The sequence below is a fragment of the Flavobacterium sp. Root186 genome (assembly GCF_001428525.1).
GTDB lineage: Bacteria > Bacteroidota > Bacteroidia > Flavobacteriales > Flavobacteriaceae > Flavobacterium.
This window is the reverse complement of record NZ_LMHW01000001.1, coordinates 113,632-130,636: the sequence shown is the minus strand read 5'-3', so window position 1 is coordinate 130,636 and position 17,005 is coordinate 113,632. Positions and strand designations below refer to the sequence as shown.

General features: G+C 34.3%; 17 protein-coding genes. 6 read left to right on the top strand and 11 right to left on the bottom strand.

Annotated features, from left to right (window positions below; all coding sequences use genetic code 11):
* Positions 1-305 precede the first annotated feature (305 nt).
* The 3 genes from metN to metQ are packed head-to-tail and all read left to right on the top strand — an operon-like array spanning position 306 to position 2,841.
* Positions 306-1,337: a methionine ABC transporter ATP-binding protein MetN gene (gene metN, locus ASD98_RS00505; protein ID WP_056198583.1), complete on the top strand. Its 1,032-nt coding sequence runs from the start codon at positions 306-308 to the stop codon at positions 1,335-1,337.
* Complete coding sequence (gene metI, locus ASD98_RS00500; protein ID WP_056198581.1) at positions 1,330-1,983, top strand: methionine ABC transporter permease MetI; 654 nt, start codon at positions 1,330-1,332, stop codon at positions 1,981-1,983. The genes metN and metI overlap by 8 nt, the downstream gene beginning before the upstream one ends.
* A 45-nt stretch (positions 1,984-2,028) precedes the next feature.
* Positions 2,029-2,841, top strand: coding sequence for a methionine ABC transporter substrate-binding lipoprotein MetQ (metQ, locus tag ASD98_RS00495; protein WP_056198578.1), 813 nt, complete (start codon positions 2,029-2,031; stop codon positions 2,839-2,841).
* 143 nt (positions 2,842-2,984) lie between these two features.
* Here metQ and ASD98_RS00490 read toward each other — a convergent pair whose 3' ends face one another.
* Positions 2,985-3,653 (bottom strand): response regulator transcription factor, encoded by a 669-nt coding sequence (locus ASD98_RS00490; protein WP_056198575.1) that lies wholly within the window; start codon positions 3,651-3,653, stop codon positions 2,985-2,987.
* Positions 3,654-3,753: 100 nt separating this feature from the next.
* On the opposite strand from ASD98_RS00490, the gene ASD98_RS00485 reads away from it, so the two are divergent.
* The 3 genes from ASD98_RS00485 (at position 3,754) to ASD98_RS00475 (ending at position 6,887) form a co-directional block, all read left to right on the top strand.
* Positions 3,754-3,987 carry a hypothetical protein gene (locus ASD98_RS00485; RefSeq protein ID WP_056198572.1) on the top strand — a complete coding sequence of 78 codons (234 nt, stop codon included), beginning with the start codon at positions 3,754-3,756 and terminating at the stop codon, positions 3,985-3,987.
* Positions 3,988-4,095: 108 nt separating this feature from the next.
* Positions 4,096-6,123, top strand: coding sequence for a sensor histidine kinase (locus tag ASD98_RS00480; RefSeq protein ID WP_128414759.1), 2,028 nt, complete (start codon positions 4,096-4,098; stop codon positions 6,121-6,123).
* A gap of 164 nt (positions 6,124-6,287) precedes the next feature.
* Complete coding sequence (locus ASD98_RS00475) at positions 6,288-6,887, top strand: murein L,D-transpeptidase catalytic domain-containing protein (protein ID WP_056198569.1); 600 nt, start codon at positions 6,288-6,290, stop codon at positions 6,885-6,887.
* A gap of 67 nt (positions 6,888-6,954) precedes the next feature.
* On the opposite strand, the gene ASD98_RS00470 is transcribed toward ASD98_RS00475, so the two are convergent.
* The 10 genes from ASD98_RS00470 to ASD98_RS00425 form a co-directional block, all read right to left on the bottom strand.
* Complete coding sequence (locus tag ASD98_RS00470; RefSeq protein ID WP_056198565.1) at positions 6,955-7,767, bottom strand: SDR family NAD(P)-dependent oxidoreductase; 813 nt, start codon at positions 7,765-7,767, stop codon at positions 6,955-6,957.
* A gap of 140 nt (positions 7,768-7,907) precedes the next feature.
* Positions 7,908-8,495 (bottom strand): TetR/AcrR family transcriptional regulator, encoded by a 588-nt coding sequence (locus tag ASD98_RS00465; RefSeq protein ID WP_056198562.1) that lies wholly within the window; start codon positions 8,493-8,495, stop codon positions 7,908-7,910.
* Between the two features lie 97 nt (positions 8,496-8,592).
* Positions 8,593-9,075: a cupin domain-containing protein gene (locus ASD98_RS00460; protein WP_056198559.1), complete on the bottom strand. Its 483-nt coding sequence runs from the start codon at positions 9,073-9,075 to the stop codon at positions 8,593-8,595.
* A gap of 85 nt (positions 9,076-9,160) precedes the next feature.
* On the bottom strand, positions 9,161-10,621 hold the full coding sequence (locus ASD98_RS00455) for an FAD-binding oxidoreductase (RefSeq protein WP_056198555.1): 1,461 nt from the start codon (positions 10,619-10,621) through the stop codon (positions 9,161-9,163).
* A 24-nt stretch (positions 10,622-10,645) separates the two neighbouring features.
* Positions 10,646-11,383 (bottom strand): Dabb family protein, encoded by a 738-nt coding sequence (locus ASD98_RS00450; protein ID WP_056198552.1) that lies wholly within the window; start codon positions 11,381-11,383, stop codon positions 10,646-10,648.
* Positions 11,384-11,425: 42 nt separating this feature from the next.
* Positions 11,426-12,448, bottom strand: a complete 1,023-nt coding sequence (locus tag ASD98_RS00445) for a heme-binding protein (RefSeq protein ID WP_056198549.1) — start codon at positions 12,446-12,448, stop codon at positions 11,426-11,428.
* A gap of 55 nt (positions 12,449-12,503) precedes the next feature.
* The gene (locus ASD98_RS00440; protein ID WP_056198547.1) at positions 12,504-12,866 is read right to left on the bottom strand and encodes a putative quinol monooxygenase; all 363 of its coding nucleotides are present in this window, start codon (positions 12,864-12,866) and stop codon (positions 12,504-12,506) included.
* 94 nt (positions 12,867-12,960) lie between these two features.
* The gene (locus tag ASD98_RS00435; protein ID WP_056198544.1) at positions 12,961-14,223 is read right to left on the bottom strand and encodes a ferritin-like protein; all 1,263 of its coding nucleotides are present in this window, start codon (positions 14,221-14,223) and stop codon (positions 12,961-12,963) included.
* A gap of 5 nt (positions 14,224-14,228) precedes the next feature.
* Complete coding sequence (locus ASD98_RS00430; RefSeq protein ID WP_056198542.1) at positions 14,229-16,109, bottom strand: GMC family oxidoreductase; 1,881 nt, start codon at positions 16,107-16,109, stop codon at positions 14,229-14,231.
* Positions 16,110-16,124: 15 nt separating this feature from the next.
* Positions 16,125-16,547: a sugar dehydrogenase complex small subunit gene (locus ASD98_RS00425; RefSeq protein ID WP_056198539.1), complete on the bottom strand. Its 423-nt coding sequence runs from the start codon at positions 16,545-16,547 to the stop codon at positions 16,125-16,127.
* Between the last annotated feature and the right edge of the window lie 458 nt (positions 16,548-17,005).

Sequence of the window (17,005 nt, the reverse complement as noted above, 5' to 3'; positions counted from 1 at the left end):
CTATTATTTTTAATCCAAAAAGACAAAACGCACTTTAAATTAAAGCAATCGCTATAATAATCTACTATTTTGATAGGTTAATAAAAGTTTTAATGTTTTTTATACTAAAATTAAAATTATCTGTTTAAATTTGCAGCAACAATGAGAAATAATAGCCAGAAAATGAATAATTATTATAGATGCAGCATAATGTGCTGGGATGCTTTGTGATTGTTTGGCTTATATATAAAATGATATTATTTATTTCAAAAAGCCTTTCAAATAATTATGAAAGGCTTTTTTGTTTTTAAATCTGAATTGAACAAATGATTGAATTAAAAAACGTTACCAAAACTTTTTATCAAAAAGACAGAGTCGTTTCTGCTTTAGATGATGTCTCGTTAAAGGTGCCGCCCGGGAAAATTTTTGGTGTTATCGGAACTTCGGGAGCTGGAAAAAGTACGCTGATTCGATGTGTGAATCTTCTGGAAAGACCCACTTCTGGAGAAATTATTGTAGATGGAAAAGCTTTGATGCAATTATCAAATTCTGAATTGGCGATTGAAAGAAGACAAATCGGAATGATTTTTCAACACTTTAACCTGCTTTCTTCGAGAACAGTTTTTGAAAATGTTGCCTTTTCTTTAGAATTGGTTGGAACTCCAAAAACGGCAATTAAAACCCGTGTTTTAGAATTACTGCAATTAGTTGGCTTAGCCGAAAAAGCAAACGATTATCCTGCTAGCCTTTCCGGAGGACAGAAACAAAGAGTTGCGATTGCAAGAACTTTGGCAAATAATCCGAAAGTTTTATTGTGTGATGAAGCGACAAGCGCGCTTGATCCGGCAACAACACGTTCCATCTTGAATTTATTGAAAGACATTAACCGTCGTTTAAATATTACCGTTTTATTGATTACACACCAAATGGAAGTCGTTAAATCGATTTGTGATGAAGTTGCAGTAATCAGCCACGGAAAATTAATAGAGCAGGGAAGTGTGGGCGAAATTTTTGCCGATCCAAAACATGAATTGACAAGAGAATTTATTTCGTCATCGCTTCATTTGGAAATTCCAGACGTTTATCAGGAAAAACTACAAAAAGTAGATAACGGAAGTTTGAATCCTTTATTAAAGCTTGAAATGACCGGAAAATCAGTTAACGAGCCTGTTATTTCTGAGGTTTCAAGATTGTTTGATACTAATTTCAAAATTGTAAGCGCGCAGATGGATCAGGCCGGAGATGTAAACTTTGGCGTTATGCTGATAGAATTATCGGGAAAACGAGAAAACTACGACGCTGCAATTCAATATTTTATTTCAAAACACATTAAAACAGAAATCATAGGTTATGTCTGATTCTATTATTGACTTATTATTAAAAGGAACCTGGGAAACCATTGTTATGACATTTGTGTCTGGCTTTTTTGGTTTCCTAATCGGACTTCCAACGGGAGTTTTACTTTTCCTTACCCGAAAAAATCAAATACTGGATCAGCCGGTTTTAAACAGAACTTTATCTGTTATTGTAAACGTTTTTCGTTCCATTCCCTTCATTATTTTAATCGTTTGGATGATTCCGTTTACACGAGCCATTGTTGGAACTTCTATTGGAGTAAGTGCTGCTTTGGTTCCGTTAAGTATTGGCGCAGCGCCGTTTATTGCCCGTTTGGTTGAAAACAGTTTATTAGGCCTGCCATCAGGATTAATTGAAGCCGCAAGGGCATTAGGTGCAACACCTTTGCAGATTGTATATAAAGTATTACTTCCAGAAGCTTTACCATCTTTAATAAATGCAGCATCAATTACTTTAATCACTCTTGTAGGTTATTCTGCAATGGGCGGAGCAGTTGGCGCAGGCGGTTTAGGACAAGTTGGATATCAATATGGATATATTGGTTATGATGCCGTAACGATGAATTCGGTTTTGGTATTATTGGTTATTTTGGTTTTCTTGATTCAGTTTATAGGGGACAGATTATCAAAACATTTTGATCATAGATAAGTATCAATTAAAAATTAGGAATTAAAAATTAAAAATAGATTTGTCATGAAAATAAATTTCTTGAAAACAGCCGTAATTTTAGCTTTATCACTAGTTTTAGCTAATTGTGGAAAAAGTAAAAATAACGATCCGCATTTTATAAAAGTGGGTGTGGCATCAGGACCGGAATTAAAAGTTGCGGAAGCAGCTAAAAAAGTAGCTAAAGAAAAATTCGGACTTGAGGTTGAATTGGTTTCTTTCAACGATTATGTAATTCCAAATGAAGCTTTAAGCCAGGGTGATATTGATGTGAATGCATTTCAGCATAAACCATATCTAGACGAGCAGTCTAAACAACGTGGTTATAAATTGGCAATTATCGGAAATACATTCGTTTATCCGATTGCTGCTTATTCTAAAAAAATAAAAAACCTTTCTGAATTGAAAAATGAAAGCACTATTATTATCCCAAATGATCCAACAAACGGCGGACGTTCTTTATTGCTTTTACAGAAAAACGGTTTATTAAAATTGAAAGAAGGCATTGGTTTACTGCCTAAAGTAACAGATATAGTAAGTAATCCTAAAAACTTAAAAATATTAGAGTTAGAGGCACCTCAATTGCCTCGTGCTTTAGATGATGCCAATGTTTCAATTGCGATTATCAACAATACTTTTGCTTCTCAGGCTGGGTTAGTTCCGTCACGTGATGCATTATTTGTTGAAGATAAAGATTCTCCTTATGTAAACTTGGTAGTTAGTCGTGAGGACAATAAAAACGATGAAAAGGTAAAACAGTTTTTACAGGCTTTTCAATCTCCAGAGGTTGAAGCCGCAGCTATTCGTGAGTTTAAAGGCGGTGCTGTGAAAGGATGGTAATAATTATGAATTGTGAGTTGTTAATTGTGAATTGAACTTTGGCAACTAGACTATTTGATAAAAAAAAGGCAGATGAAAATTGTTTCATCTGCCTTTTTTATTTGTTACGTTTTTGTTTATGATTTCAAGTTTAGTTTTTAAGTTTATATAAGCCCCAATTGTCTCGCTTTATTAATAAGCTCTGTATCGCCGCCTTTTTCTAACAATAAGTGGCTTTTAATATTCGCTTTTCGCTTTTCAATTGAACTCATTGAAAGCGGAATATGATTTGGAATATTAACTGTTTTAACACCTTGAGATAACAGAATTAAAATCTGGCTGTCGTATTCGTCCCAATTTAAGTTTCGATGCGTTAATTTCTTCTGAGACTTCACGATCTCATCGCTGTAAATTATTTCCCCTTTTAGGATTTTTTGACAAATAGCCGGAAAAGATTCAAAATTAACTTCACTTTTTGATATAAACCCGTCGGGTGCAATAGTTTTTATAATCCTGTTTACTATAAAGGCTTCGGTATGCATTGTCAGCAATAAAATTTTGCATGAAGGGAGTACTTTTCTAATCGTTATTGCCAAATCAATTCCATTTGCAATATTGAATTCTTCATAAGGCGGCAGATTAACATCGAGAATAGCAAAATCCAGTCTGGTGTTTTGCTTTTCAAGCAGCATTATTTTTTTATAGGCAGTCTCGCAATTGTATTTTTTTAGGAAGGTGGGTTCAACTGTATCAAAGCAATCGTCAGACAGTAGGTTAACATAACTGTCTACCGTCATAGGATGATCATCAACAATTAAAATATTAAGTGACATTATCGTAAAATTTAAACAAAATTAAACAATCTTACGGATTTTCCGTAAAATATGCAACTTTTTTGGATGTTTTTTTGCAAAAACATAAAAATAACATACCATGAAAAGTAAAGTAATTCGTATTCTTTTTGCATCAATTTTAATGATGAATTTATCTTGCACAACTGATGATCTTGAAAGCCAAGATTTTAATTCAACCGAAAAAAAAAAGCTAAATGATGAAAGCATCAAAGATGAAACTGTTAACTCCAAAACAATTGACTCTCTAAAAATCAGCTATAATTTACAAATGAGCGCACCCGACGGAGATCCGCTAAATCCAAAAATTAAATAAAACATGTTCGACCCTATTTACTGAAGACTATAATACTGATATTGAAGTATTATAGTCTTCTTTATTTATGATATATTTGAATTTAATTTATAAAGTATCATTTTGAGATTGAAGTCGAAAATATATATTCCAATACTTCTATTAACAATAGTAATTTTATTAGTGTTTTATCATAGGAGGGATGAATTAAAAATTAGAAATAAAAATCAGAATACTTTTGATACAGAATACTTTAATAAAATTTCAGGAACTGCAAAAGAGAGATATTTAGATTCGCTTGTCGGTAATTTAAAGCATCAAAAAAATGACTCCGTTGTTAGAAATTTATATTTAAAAGCGGGAGAGGAATATTATTATTTAAATAATATAAAAAAATCACATTCATCCAGCTTAACAGCTTTAAAATTATCCAGACAAGAAAATGATAGTTCCAGAATAGCAAAGTCTCTTTATTTTATTGGAGACTGCTATGAAAGTTCCCAAAAAGACAGTGCCTACTATTATTATCTGCAGGCTCAAAAAATTTATTTAAAAATTCAGGACTATGACAAGTTAGGACAAATGTATTTTAATAAAGCATATGTTCTTTTTTATGATGGTAATTATGTTGAATGTGAGGTAGAATTAACCAAAGGTCTTGAATATTTAAAAGATTCGGATAACATAAAATTGCTGTATTCATGTAATACCTTAATGGGGAATTGCTTAGAAAAGTTGTTTATGTACGATCAGGCTTTAAAATATCATCAATTAGCGTTGAGAAATTTAAGAGCAATGAAAAAAAATAATACAGATAGTGATGAAGTGAATAACTTCAACATATCTTCTGTAATTAATATTTGCAATTTATATGATCTTAAAGGCGATTATTCTAAATCAATTAAAGAATTAAAGCCTTTATTGACTAAAAATTTAAGAAAAAACTGGCCTCGGTTTTATGCCATTGTTTTATCAAATCTAGCCTATTCTAAAATGAAAAATAAAGAGTATAAAAATGTTGAATCAATGTTTTTAGAGTCTTTAAAAATTGTAGACAGTCTGGGATATACTTCTGATGTTATGTATAAAAAGATTCATTTGGGAGAATTTTATCTGACACAAAAAGATTCTTTAAAATCCTTAAAGACTTTGCAGGAAGCTTATATAGTTTCGATCAAATTAAAAAACACCAACGAAACTTTAAATACATTAAAACTCCTTACCCGAATAGACAGCAAAAAAAGACTGTTTTATGCCAATCAATATATTGCAATAAGTGACAGTATAAACAGTATTCAAAGCAGAACCAAGAATAAATATGCAAGAATTGAATATGAAACCGTAAAGGTTGAAGATGAGAATAAGATTTTAACTAAAAAGAACTTTTATATTTTGATCTTTTCTTTTGCTTTGTTTTTAGCCTTGTCGGCAATTTCGGTAGCTATTTATTTAAAATATAAGAACAAAGAATTAAGATTTGTAAAGCAGCAGCAAAGTGACAGCGACGAAATCTATCAGCTTTTGAGCGAACAGCAAAATATAATTAACGCCGCAAAAGAAGAAGAGAAGAATAAAATCGCCAGAGAACTTCACGATGGTGTAATGAATAAGGTTTATGGCGTAAGAATGAATTTGGGATTTTTTAATTCTAAATCAGATGAGAAAACGATAGAAAAAAGAAAGCAATATATATTTGAATTGCAGAACATCGAAAATGAAATCAGGACAATTTCGCATGATCTGAACCAGGATTCTTTTTTAGAAAGCAATGATTTTAATACGCTTTTATCCAATTTAATTAAAAGTCAAAATGAAATAAGTAAAACACAGTTTAACTATTTTGTTGACGAAAGATTTGAATGGGAGCAAGTACAGAATATTTATAAAATAAATTTTTATCGCATTATTCAGGAAGCGCTTTTAAATATTCAAAAATATGCCAAAGCCTTAAAAGTCGATGTAAAAATAGAATTAATTGATAAAGATGTTTTGCAGTTATCAATTATTGATGACGGCATTGGTTTTGACATCAATACCGTAAAAAGAGGAATTGGCTTATCTAATATAAAAGAGAGAACCAACTCTCTAAAAGGAAACTTCGAAGTAAAATCTAAACCGGGAGAAGGGACCGAAATCATTGTAACTTTTACTATTTAGGCGTAAAAAAGATGTAATGAAATAAGTCTTATTTTGTTTATATTCAGTCTTCTAATGCCTGTTTTTTGATTTAATGCAGACTAATTTTGCTTCGTTAATTTGATATAAAATAAATAAATCAAATTAATGAAAACTTTAGACTAGCATTAAATTAAATACTTGTTATGAAAATATTCAACTTAATTTTATTTTTTACAATTAGTTTTTTTGGAAACGCGAAAGAGATTAAAAATAATACTCCTCCATTAAGTCCGGAAATGGAGCGACTTAATACTGAGCTTTTAGATGTGAAAGCGATGATTAAAAAAAATGCTGCTTACAATACAAAAATTGCCTTTTTTATTGATATGAGAATTAAATCTGGTAAAAACAGATTTTTTGTCTACGATTTAGAAAAAGATGAAATTGTAGATCAGGGTCTTGTAGCAAATGGTTTTGGTTCTGAAACCAATGTTAGAGGAGAATTAAAATTTAGTAATGAACCAAATTCAAAATGTACATCATTAGGAAGATATACTGTTGGCAAATCGTATAGAGGAATGTTTGGAAAATCTTATAAATTATCTGGTTTAGATGAGACAAACAATAATGCAGCAAAAAGAGCAATTGTATTGCATTCATATTCAGCAGTTCCAAATGAAGAACAAGATTATTATATAGCAAACAGCCACGGTTGTCCAATGGTTAGTGAAGCTTTTTTTAAGAAATTAGAAAAGATAATTGACAGCTCAAAATCGAATATTGTTTTGCATATCTATTATTGAGTTATGAATTATGAATTATGAATTTTAACTTCTAACTCATAATTCATAACTCAAAACTTAGAATAAATTAACCATGTGCCTGAACTGAGACATCAGCCCATTCTTCCCATGTTTTTAGTTTTTGCTCGTATGTTTGTTTGGCAAATGGTAAAGCTACTTTTCCTAAAAATAAACGTAAAGGCGGGTTTTCAGCTTCAACCAATTTAATGATTGCCGGAACTGTAGCACTTACTTGTCCAAAAGTATCTGGATCGTGTCCATCTGCAAGCGCTTTTTTGATTCCGTCGTAAGCAGTGATACTTTCGCTGTGGAATCCGTTACCCCAAATATCAGTAAAATAACCATTTGGTTCTACTAATGAAACATTGATTCCGAATTGTTTTACTTCAGATGCCAAAGTTTCACTTAAACCTTCAACAGCAAATTTTGAAGCATTATAAAGTCCGATAACAGGTAAAGTTGCAATTCCTAAAATAGAAGAAACCTGAATAATGTGTCCGCTTTTTTGATTTCTCATAATTGGTAAAACAGCTTGTGTTAACCATAAAGTTCCAAAGAAATTAGTTTCAAATTGAGCTCTTGCTTCCGCTTCACTTGCTTCTTCTACAGCACCATTTAAAGCATAACCAGCGTTATTGATCAAAATATCAATTGTTCCGAAATGATTTTTTACTTTTTCAACAACTGCAAATGATTCTTCGCGTTTATTAACGTCAAGTTTTAACGGTAAAATTGCATCGCCGTATTTTGCTTTTAAATCATTTAATGTATCGATATTTCTAGCTGTTGCAGCTACTTTATATCCTTTTTCTAAAAATGCTTCTGTCCAGGCTTTTCCAAATCCTTTTGATGCTCCTGAAATTAAAATTGTTTTTGACATGATTTTTTAATTATAAATTGTGAATTGTTAATTGTGAATGTTCCTATTGTAATTTTTATTGATATTGTTTTTTTGACAATTGAAATTGTTATTTTTATTTTTAAATATGACTGATCGGTCATTTTTTTGATAAAAAAAAATTAGATGCTGTTTTGCTCTATTAAATTTTTAAGTGTTTTTACAATGACTTCCATTTTATCATTGTTTCCAGACATTCTTGACATTAAATGTCCGCCTTCGAGCATTGCAAACATTACAGTTGCAAAATCAGCTGGTTTTAAATCTGTTTTAAATTCTCCGTTTGCAATTCCTTTTTCAGCTATGCCGGAAAGTAATTGCTGTGCGGTGCGAATAGCGTTATTTACTTTCTCTTTTACAATTGGGTTTGTGTCATCAGCTTCTGTTCCAAAATTTAATATCGGACAGCCTCCAATAAGCGGCGACTGAAGCGGATTACCAAAAAAATCGATATAAGCAAATAATTGTTCTTTTGATGTTTTAGGTTTACTTAATGCAGCCTGAAGCTTAGCTGTTAAAACTTTTACATTATGATCAACGGCAGCACAGGCAAGTACTTCTTTATTTTCAAAATGTACATACATACTTCCTTTAGACAATTTGGTAGCTTCCATAATATCGCTCATAGAAGTTGCTGCAATCCCTTTTGTATTAAAAATAGGAGCGGCTTTTTCTATAATAAATTGTCTGGTTTCTTCACCTTTTGCCATGATAGGTTTTATTTTAACGGTACAAATATATGACCGATTGGTCATATATACAAACAAAAACATCTTTATTTTTTAAAAAATTTCAAAATGTGCCTGTTTATGAAGGATTGGTAAGGGCAATAATTAATTTTTTGTGTTCAGGATATTGTGCAATTAAGGTATTGCGATCTCCTAAAAAGTAATCATTCGGATCAAACGGAGGTGCCATTGATACGCCCATAAGACTCCAGGAATCTTTACTTTTAATTCTGGAACCAATCCATGTTCCGCCCGGAATCACTTTCATCGGTTTTCCGCCTTTGGTAATATCATTACTAAAAATGCAGACTTCAGATTTTGGTGTATGACCTTCCGGATATAATAGAAGCATTTCTACAGGCTTTCCTGCGTAAAAGTGATACAACATATCTCCTGTAACTTTATGCATAATAGAACAGCGGGAATTATCCAAAAAATAATAGATCGCGCTGCAAGGAGAGTTTTCTACAGGCGGAATCGGATAAGTATTGGCAAAATAACCGCCTTCGGTACTGTTTAACTGCAAATTAAGCAGTCTAATTATTTCAGATGCTGGTGACATAATGTTAATGTTTAATTGGTTTGTTAGAAATAGTAAATCCCCGAAGATTTATAGTAAAACTTCGAGGATTTGGGTTAGTAAGGGATTATACTCTGGTTCGGTTTATCGGACTAATATCTGTTAATTCTTTCGTTGGATTAAACGGAGAACCAACGCTTTGCTGAAAATTAAAATAATTGTTTGGATCAACTTTCTTTTTAATTTCTAAAAGGCGTTTATAATTACTTCCGTAATATTGTTCGGCCCAGTTGTGCTGTAAAGGATCAATGTAGTTTACATAAGCTCCAGTTGCATTTCCGGCATCAGATAATCTTTCGAAAAATTCATAAGCCCATTCTACATTTTTCAATGTATCGCCAGGTTTGTCTAAATCCCAGATCGATTTAATTTCCGGAATAAAACGGCTGTTTCTGTGTACGTACGCTGTGGCATCTGAGGCAACATTTTCGATTGCACCTCCGGCATGTGTCCAAACGGCAAAACTTTCCGGAGACGGAGCTTTGCTCATTGATTCCACAATAACCTTTGCTACTTTATTGTTCATTCCACCTTTTGGAAGAACGGTAGAACGGATGTACGAGCTTCTTCCGGCAACTCTTGTCGTGTAACCGTTATAGAATTCCCAGTCCGGAAGTGTCATATTAAACAAATCGGCATTAATTGGTTTTAGTTTTAAAAGACCCTGAAGCAAATCAATTCCTTCGGCACCATCACCATTAAAAACCGGAGTTAAACCCAGCACTTTTACATTGGTAGTTTTATCGATCAAATCTTTTTGATTTCCCATAAAACCGTAAACTGCCATTGCATTTGGTACGGTTTCGACCCAGTCGTTGTAGTAACCTAAAACATCTTCGGCCATTTCTAATGGATAACGAATTTGTCCCACTAACATTTTTTTGCTTAATGGTTTACGGACTCTCATTTCCATTTCGACTACAATTCCAAAGTTTCCGCCGCCGCCGCCAGAGCAAGCCCAGAAAAGATCAATATCTTCTGTAGAAGTACTGTTTACACCAATATGACGTAATTCGCCGTCTGGAGTAACGATTTTTAAACTCTCCAAATTATCGATACTCATTCCGTACGAACGAGAAACAAAACTATAACCGCCGCCAAGCATAAAGCCCGGAGGAGCAACAGTAGGACAGCCGCCGCCCACAGGAATTAATCCTGTATTAGTTAACTGCATAAACTTGTAAACATCATACCAGATTACGCCCATTTCTGCCGTAACCGTTTCTTTTTTAGGATCGAATGTAATTCGGTTTAAATTTTTCATTGCAATAACGACACCGCCTTCGTTAAGGCAGTAACCGGCAGCACTGTGTCCACCGCCTTTTATGGAAAAAGGAAAATCGTTTGTAATGGCAAATTTTAATCCCAGTCTGACATCTTCAACTACAGCCGGAAAAATGATTAGGCGTGGTCTGAATTGAATTCGTCCGTTATCAATTTTTATAACGTCTTCATATTCTGAATCGCCGGGCTGAAGTACATAACCGCTCAGCTCACGAACTAATTCCTGAATTGCTGTTTCTATCATGATTTTTAGTTTTTGGGTTAAGGATTATCTCGTAAGCGAATACACTTTTGACTGGTATTTTATATAAGAATCAAAAATGTACGTGTTGTCAATCATTCCGGCAGTTGCAGGGAAGAATTCGTCGTGCTTTTTGCTTTTCAGATAATCATCGTATGCTTTTTTACTTTCGTAAATGATAGAAACCGCAACATCAAAATTTCGAACCGAAACATTTCTTTTTATATCGGTCAATCCTCCGGTTGTAAACTGCTGAATTCCCGGGTGTCCGGATAAATATTCTACACAGATATCCGTAAACTTTTTAATGTTTTCTGCTGATTTATCTTTTAAAGAGAAATACAGGTTGTGAAACATGCTTTGCGGATAATTCCCGTCGGCACCAATAGTTTGCGGTTCAGAAGAATTGCCGCCAATAATAAGATTCGTAACATAAGCATCCATAACACGTCTCGTTGTGCCCGGAACCCATCTGTTTACATCTATAACAAACTGATTGTGTGCAGAATCATTTCCGTTGTAAACATTAAAAGCATCTTCATTTACAAAAAGCTGATGCATGGCAATATCATAATTTAGATCATTTTCAGGACGAATCATATCATCTGCTCTAACGCCAATCCAGAAAGAAATCATTCCCACTGATTCAGAAAGATATTGTCTGGCTTCGGCCATGTAGGCTTCTACAATTCCCGAAGTATTACTTGTACCCAGGTTGAAATACGTGCTGTGCAGCAACATGGGTGAGCTGTTATTATTTTCCATTTTAATTTCGTTTAAATATTTTTAGTTGATTTTCTTCAGAATTTATGATTGCTGAAGACGAAGTGTTGCTACTGAAATATGAGGCCATTTAATTTCTACAACGCTTCCATCTGGGGCAAAAACGGGGAAATCAAGGATTACGGTTTGTGTATACTGCAATTGAAGGAATTCTGAACCATCTGCATTTTCAACAGTTTCTATCCAAAAAATAGCTGAAAGACTATTAGCATTGGCATTTACATTTACAAACGGAATGTTTGTAATCCCGCCAACCGGACCTGCTGCGCCCGGAGTTGCAACGCCATCGATTGGGTTGGCATCTAAAAAGATCACAACAGTTTTAGTAATGTTTTGTCCTTTAATTGCATTTTCCAAAAGAATATTTGGATTCATAATTACTTCTTTCGGAATTCCCGGAGGCGGAACTGCATTTACCAATTGTGATAAATAAGTATCGCTTGTGTCGTTTACTCTTTTTCCATTTACAATAAAAAATGGAGTAGGATCTGCCACTTCAAATTGTGGCGGGCCGTTTACTGTAAAGAAAGTTCCTTGTGCTAAAATTGAATCTCCATGCGGAATTGAACCTAATCTGGCGATACTTGGCTGTACCGCCGGATCAGTGCCACTTGGAAGATTTAAGAATAATCCCGTTTCTAAATGAATTCCGTTTTGACCGCTTGGAAGATTTACATCGTCTACCTGTTGTAAATAATGTAAGCCTTGAAAAGCGATATCAGATTGTGCGTTTCCGCGGTTGATAATATCACCTCCAATGGAAGAAAAAGTAAAAGTTTCTGCAGTTGAATTTAATATAATTTTGAATTTATCAGTTGGCGGCGGACCCGGTTTTGCCTGATTCATATTTGGAACTTCAATGATATTGAAACCCGGCCCAACCCAGGTTCCAACTAATGTTTCTAACACACCAAGATCAACTGGTGCGGTTTCTAAAACTTCGGCTTTAAATTTTGATTTAAGCCCTTTATTAACTGTTTTTGCTTCTAGCTTTTCTAAACCTGACAGGTTCAGATTTGCTAACGGATTATTTTGTTCTAATGCCATTTTATTTTTTTTGAATTGATTTTGTTTTTGATAGGGTATAAAATTGTTTCAGGATTTAAAGTGCTTTTCGGCTAAATCCCTGAATCTGAAATAATACTTCAGTGGTCATGAAAACTTGCGGCGGCGTGCTAAAATCGCTTAGAAATAAATCGCCGTACGTTTTTACAAATTGGGTGAATATGGGACCATTTACATGTTTGAAAAATGCATCCTGATTTTCATAAACTTCCCAAAAAATGACTTCACCCTGAGGCGGAGTCGGAAGACTTTTTTGTTTAAAATCAGGAACATGAACCATATACAATAGCGTTTCCGGTTCGTTTTCCTGAACATCTTTTGCCAGTTGAATCAAAGCAGTTTTTGCTTTTTCTTCATTTCCGGGCAGGATGGTCCATTTTGCTTCAAGTGGGTAATACATAGTTTTTTGAGTTATAAGTTATTAGTTAATGAATTATAAGTTATAGCCATTGTCATTGAAATCGCCATTGCTATTGTCATTGAAATTACCATTTTTACAGTTCTACATATTCAAATGTTGGTCCTGCACATTCGCCATTTTCAAGCGGAATGTTTAGTAATTCCAACGCTTTGTATTTAAGTTCATACATTACTGTAATTCCTTTAATAAGAAGATCAGGTTCACCGCTCACTGCATCGTTAATTCCGTTTAGGAGCTGTACATATACTTTGTTGAAGTCTTTTGCTTTTTCCAGTAATTCAGGATTATTTTCGTAATCTTTCATTTTTGGATTTGCTTTCATATTATAAACAGAAGACCAGCTTACTGTAAAAGGTTTTCCTGTTGGAATACTTTTTACAGGCATTTGAAAATTGGTATCATTGGCACTGTACATTCTTCCAAAACAGATTTCCTGAAATTTAAAATAGTGGGCATATTCAATATCTTCTCCAAACAAAACCTGCTCTGTTGCAATAGTTCCGTCGATACCTTCACCTTGACCTACGATTTCTCCAATCGCTTCTTCGGCATCTTCATAGCTTACAACTTTTGTAATTTTACCACCGCTTCCGTAATAGTGTTCAGCTGTAATCTGGCGTTTTGGATCTCCAATAAAAATTCCGCCCGGAGTTGATTCATTTAAACGAAGCAGACCATAACGAATTGCTTCATAAAATTGTCCGATACTATCAAAATGTCTGGTAATTGGCGCTTTAGGATCAGAAGGTCTTTCGATTGTAGAAAATTCATCTAATGCTTCTCTGGAGAATTTTAAAAGATGAACTTCAAACGGAGGTGAACCTTTAGGAACTTCCGGAACAATGCCACCCGGAAGCGGAGTAGGGTAGTTTGGAATAATGTCTTTTACATTAAAAAGTTTATCCCCTTTTTTTATTGTTTTTGGATCTGTAATGGCGTTCAAAATGTTTGAAACCAAAACCATGTGCAGCATTTCTTCTACAACAACACTTCTAATAAGCGTGGCAGCTTCCACATTACTACCTTCTTTAATCGTGTAAAGTCCGCACAAATAAGGTGGAATCGTTGAAAGCTCTAATTGTAAAGCTATTCTAAGATTGTGCTGAAGATCTTTAAGATCTTTGATGTAATTTTTTACATCTCTTTTAGACATTTTCAACGAAATACCTTTTGCACTTTTGGCTGCGATTGCTGGTGCAACATTGAGTTCATTATCTGCAATAAAGGTATTATCTGTAGCAACTGAGTAGACCTCTTCGTTAATATCCAGATCAGCAATTGGTTTAATTAGCTTTTGACGATTTGGATTGTTCTTTTGAAATAATTTATTTTCCATAATAGTTATTGTTCAAGTTGTTGAAGGATAGCTTCTGCCGCTTTAAAAGTTAGGGCAGACATAGTTAGAGTTGGGTTTGAAGTTCCAAGAGTCGGCATATTGCCGCAGCCTACTAAGAACAGGTTTTCGTGATCCCACGTACGCATGTTGGCATCGACAACAGAATCTTCTTTTGAGAATCCCATTCTGTGTGTTCCTACAATATGTCCTGCACCGGCAAAAGTGTAGCCCTTGCCTTTGTAAGTCACATAATCAGCATCTGAAGCCGGATTGTAAGATGTAAAATCTTCGATACCGCATTGGCTGAACAATTGCTCAGAAACAATTCCTGATGCTTCAAAAGCTTTCAGCATATATTCTGTTGCTTTATAATAAATTACAGGTCTGTAATTGCCAATATTATCTTTGTATTGAGGATCAATTCTTACACGGTTATCAGGATCTGGAGCCTGTTCGCATTCGAAGTGCGTAAAGAATTGTCTTGTAACCAGATTTTCGATTTTATCACGAAGTTCTTTTCCAATAATACCTTCGTTTACAGCATTAATAACATCTGTTGCAGGTGAACCAGTTGGCCATGCCCAGCCCCAATTGTCTAATGGAAGAATCCAGGCAGCATGATTTTTACGAAATTCTCCATCTCTAAAAGTTGGAATATTAGAAGTAGAACCCGGACCGCGATATGGATAAATAGGATCTTTTGATAATCCCCATCTTAAAACCGTCATATGATCCATTAAGTTACGCCCAACCTGATCGCTGCTGTTTGCTGCTCCTGACGCTAATAATAATTTAGCATTTTCAATCGCACTGCAGGCCATTACATACAAGGTTCCTTTAGCAGTATGGGTTTCGTATGAAGAAGAACTTCCTTTAACGTACGTTTTGTATTCAACGCCGTTAATCCAGTTTGAAGTTTCGTTGATTAACAATCGGGAAGCAACAGCTTGTGTTTTTACGACAAGATTTCCCATGTCGCATTTTCTGAATGTTTTTAAAGCATTGTATTTCGCCTGAACCGGACAAATTGGTACACAGCTTGCATTTCCTTCGCAGCGCTGGCCTGTATATTGATCCCAGTTTGAACCAACCGGATCATATTCTCCAGGTTGAATTTTGATAATATCTAATTTTTTTGAAGCGGGATTCCATTCGACTCCGCCAATATTGTAATCAAGATTCGGAATTGAATTTCGTCCTTGCGGCGTACTGATACAAGTCAATGTATAGTCTTTACCATTAAGTTTAATGTTATTGTTTTTATCAATTACCTTTTTCATTACGCCGTCAAGGTAACTTGTTGGAATGCCTTTCATTGGAAACACATAATCTTTACCGAAAATGTTACTTTGTCCGTTAGGATACTGCTGATCTTCTACATTTCCCGAAACGCCAATTTCGTTTTCAGCCATTTCATAATAACGTGACATATCCTCATATTTAATAGGCCAGTCTACGCCAACGCCGTATTTAGATTTCATGACAAAATCGCTTGGCAGCATTCTAAGTGTGGTTCCAAGCCAGTGCAGTGTTGTTCCTCCCGGTGCTCTTGTATTATCACTTGCAAAAGGAAGCGGTCCCATTTGTACCAAATATCCTTTTGTTGAAGGTCTGTCTTTTGGGATTTTCTGAATGTCAAGAACATCAATTGAAGGCGCATCTTTTATATTCGGATAAGGCGAATTCGGAACTTTTGCAGAAGCATTATAAAACGTATTAAGATAATCCTGATAGTTTTTATAATTAGCATCCTGATCCATTGCTATACCTGCAGAAAGACCTGCTTCTAGCATTAAAACTTTCTTACCTGCATTGGTAAGAACCTTTGCTATTATTGATCCGGCAATACCAGAACCAACAATTACTACATCATAATTATTTTCCATTTGATTACCTTTTTGTTATGAATTTTTTACTGTAAGCGGACGTTCTGCCCATGAGCCGTAACCAGGTTGTTTTGCACCCGGCGGATGTGTATGTGCGGCATTCCACATAAGCCCTTGAATATAAGAAGCTGATGAAATTACTTCGCTTCCCCAGTTTCCGGTATACCAAAGGATAATGATGTTTTTTGCCAATCCGTTGTAAGCTGAAGCAGCCATAAATTGTGAGGCTAAAGCAGCCTCAATGTTTTTTTTGGATTTGTCATTTAAAAGCACATGAACATCAAGAAAGAAATAATCGATGTCTTGTTTGTCCGTGTTTTTCTGGATCGTGTTGTAATAGGTTTCCAGCATTCCGGTGGCTTTGAGTTCAGTTTTACTGAAACCGGTTAGAAGCGCCGAAACCTCTAAAAAGAGTTTTGTTTGGGAATTAGGTTCCATGGTGTTAGTTTTTTGGGAATTAAAGGGTTAAACATTGTTTTTGTTAATTGATTTTTTGATAACATGTTTAAGTCCAATATGCTAACCTTGTACCTTGAGTATAGATGCGATGATTCCTCCAGAAGTAAAGACAAGCTTGTACAATTGGCTGTTTCCGCAAGTTTTGAAGCGTAAGTATTAGTAGCGTTACTTTGCTTCGACACAGTAGTATTAGTTTTGATATTGAGCCTTGTTTTTTCTATTAAAATTACTGGAGATATAAAAAGGCTATTGATAAATTGACACAGGAGTAAGATTTTATGTCACAAAAGAGATAATTTTTGGTACTAAAACTTTTATAATGTTAGATTAGTTGTTAAAAGTTTGAAATATTAACATAAGCTTAAAGATTATAACATATTGAAATTGAGTTTTCTATGCTTTTTCTAATTAGTATCGGCTGTAAAATGAGTTTTTAT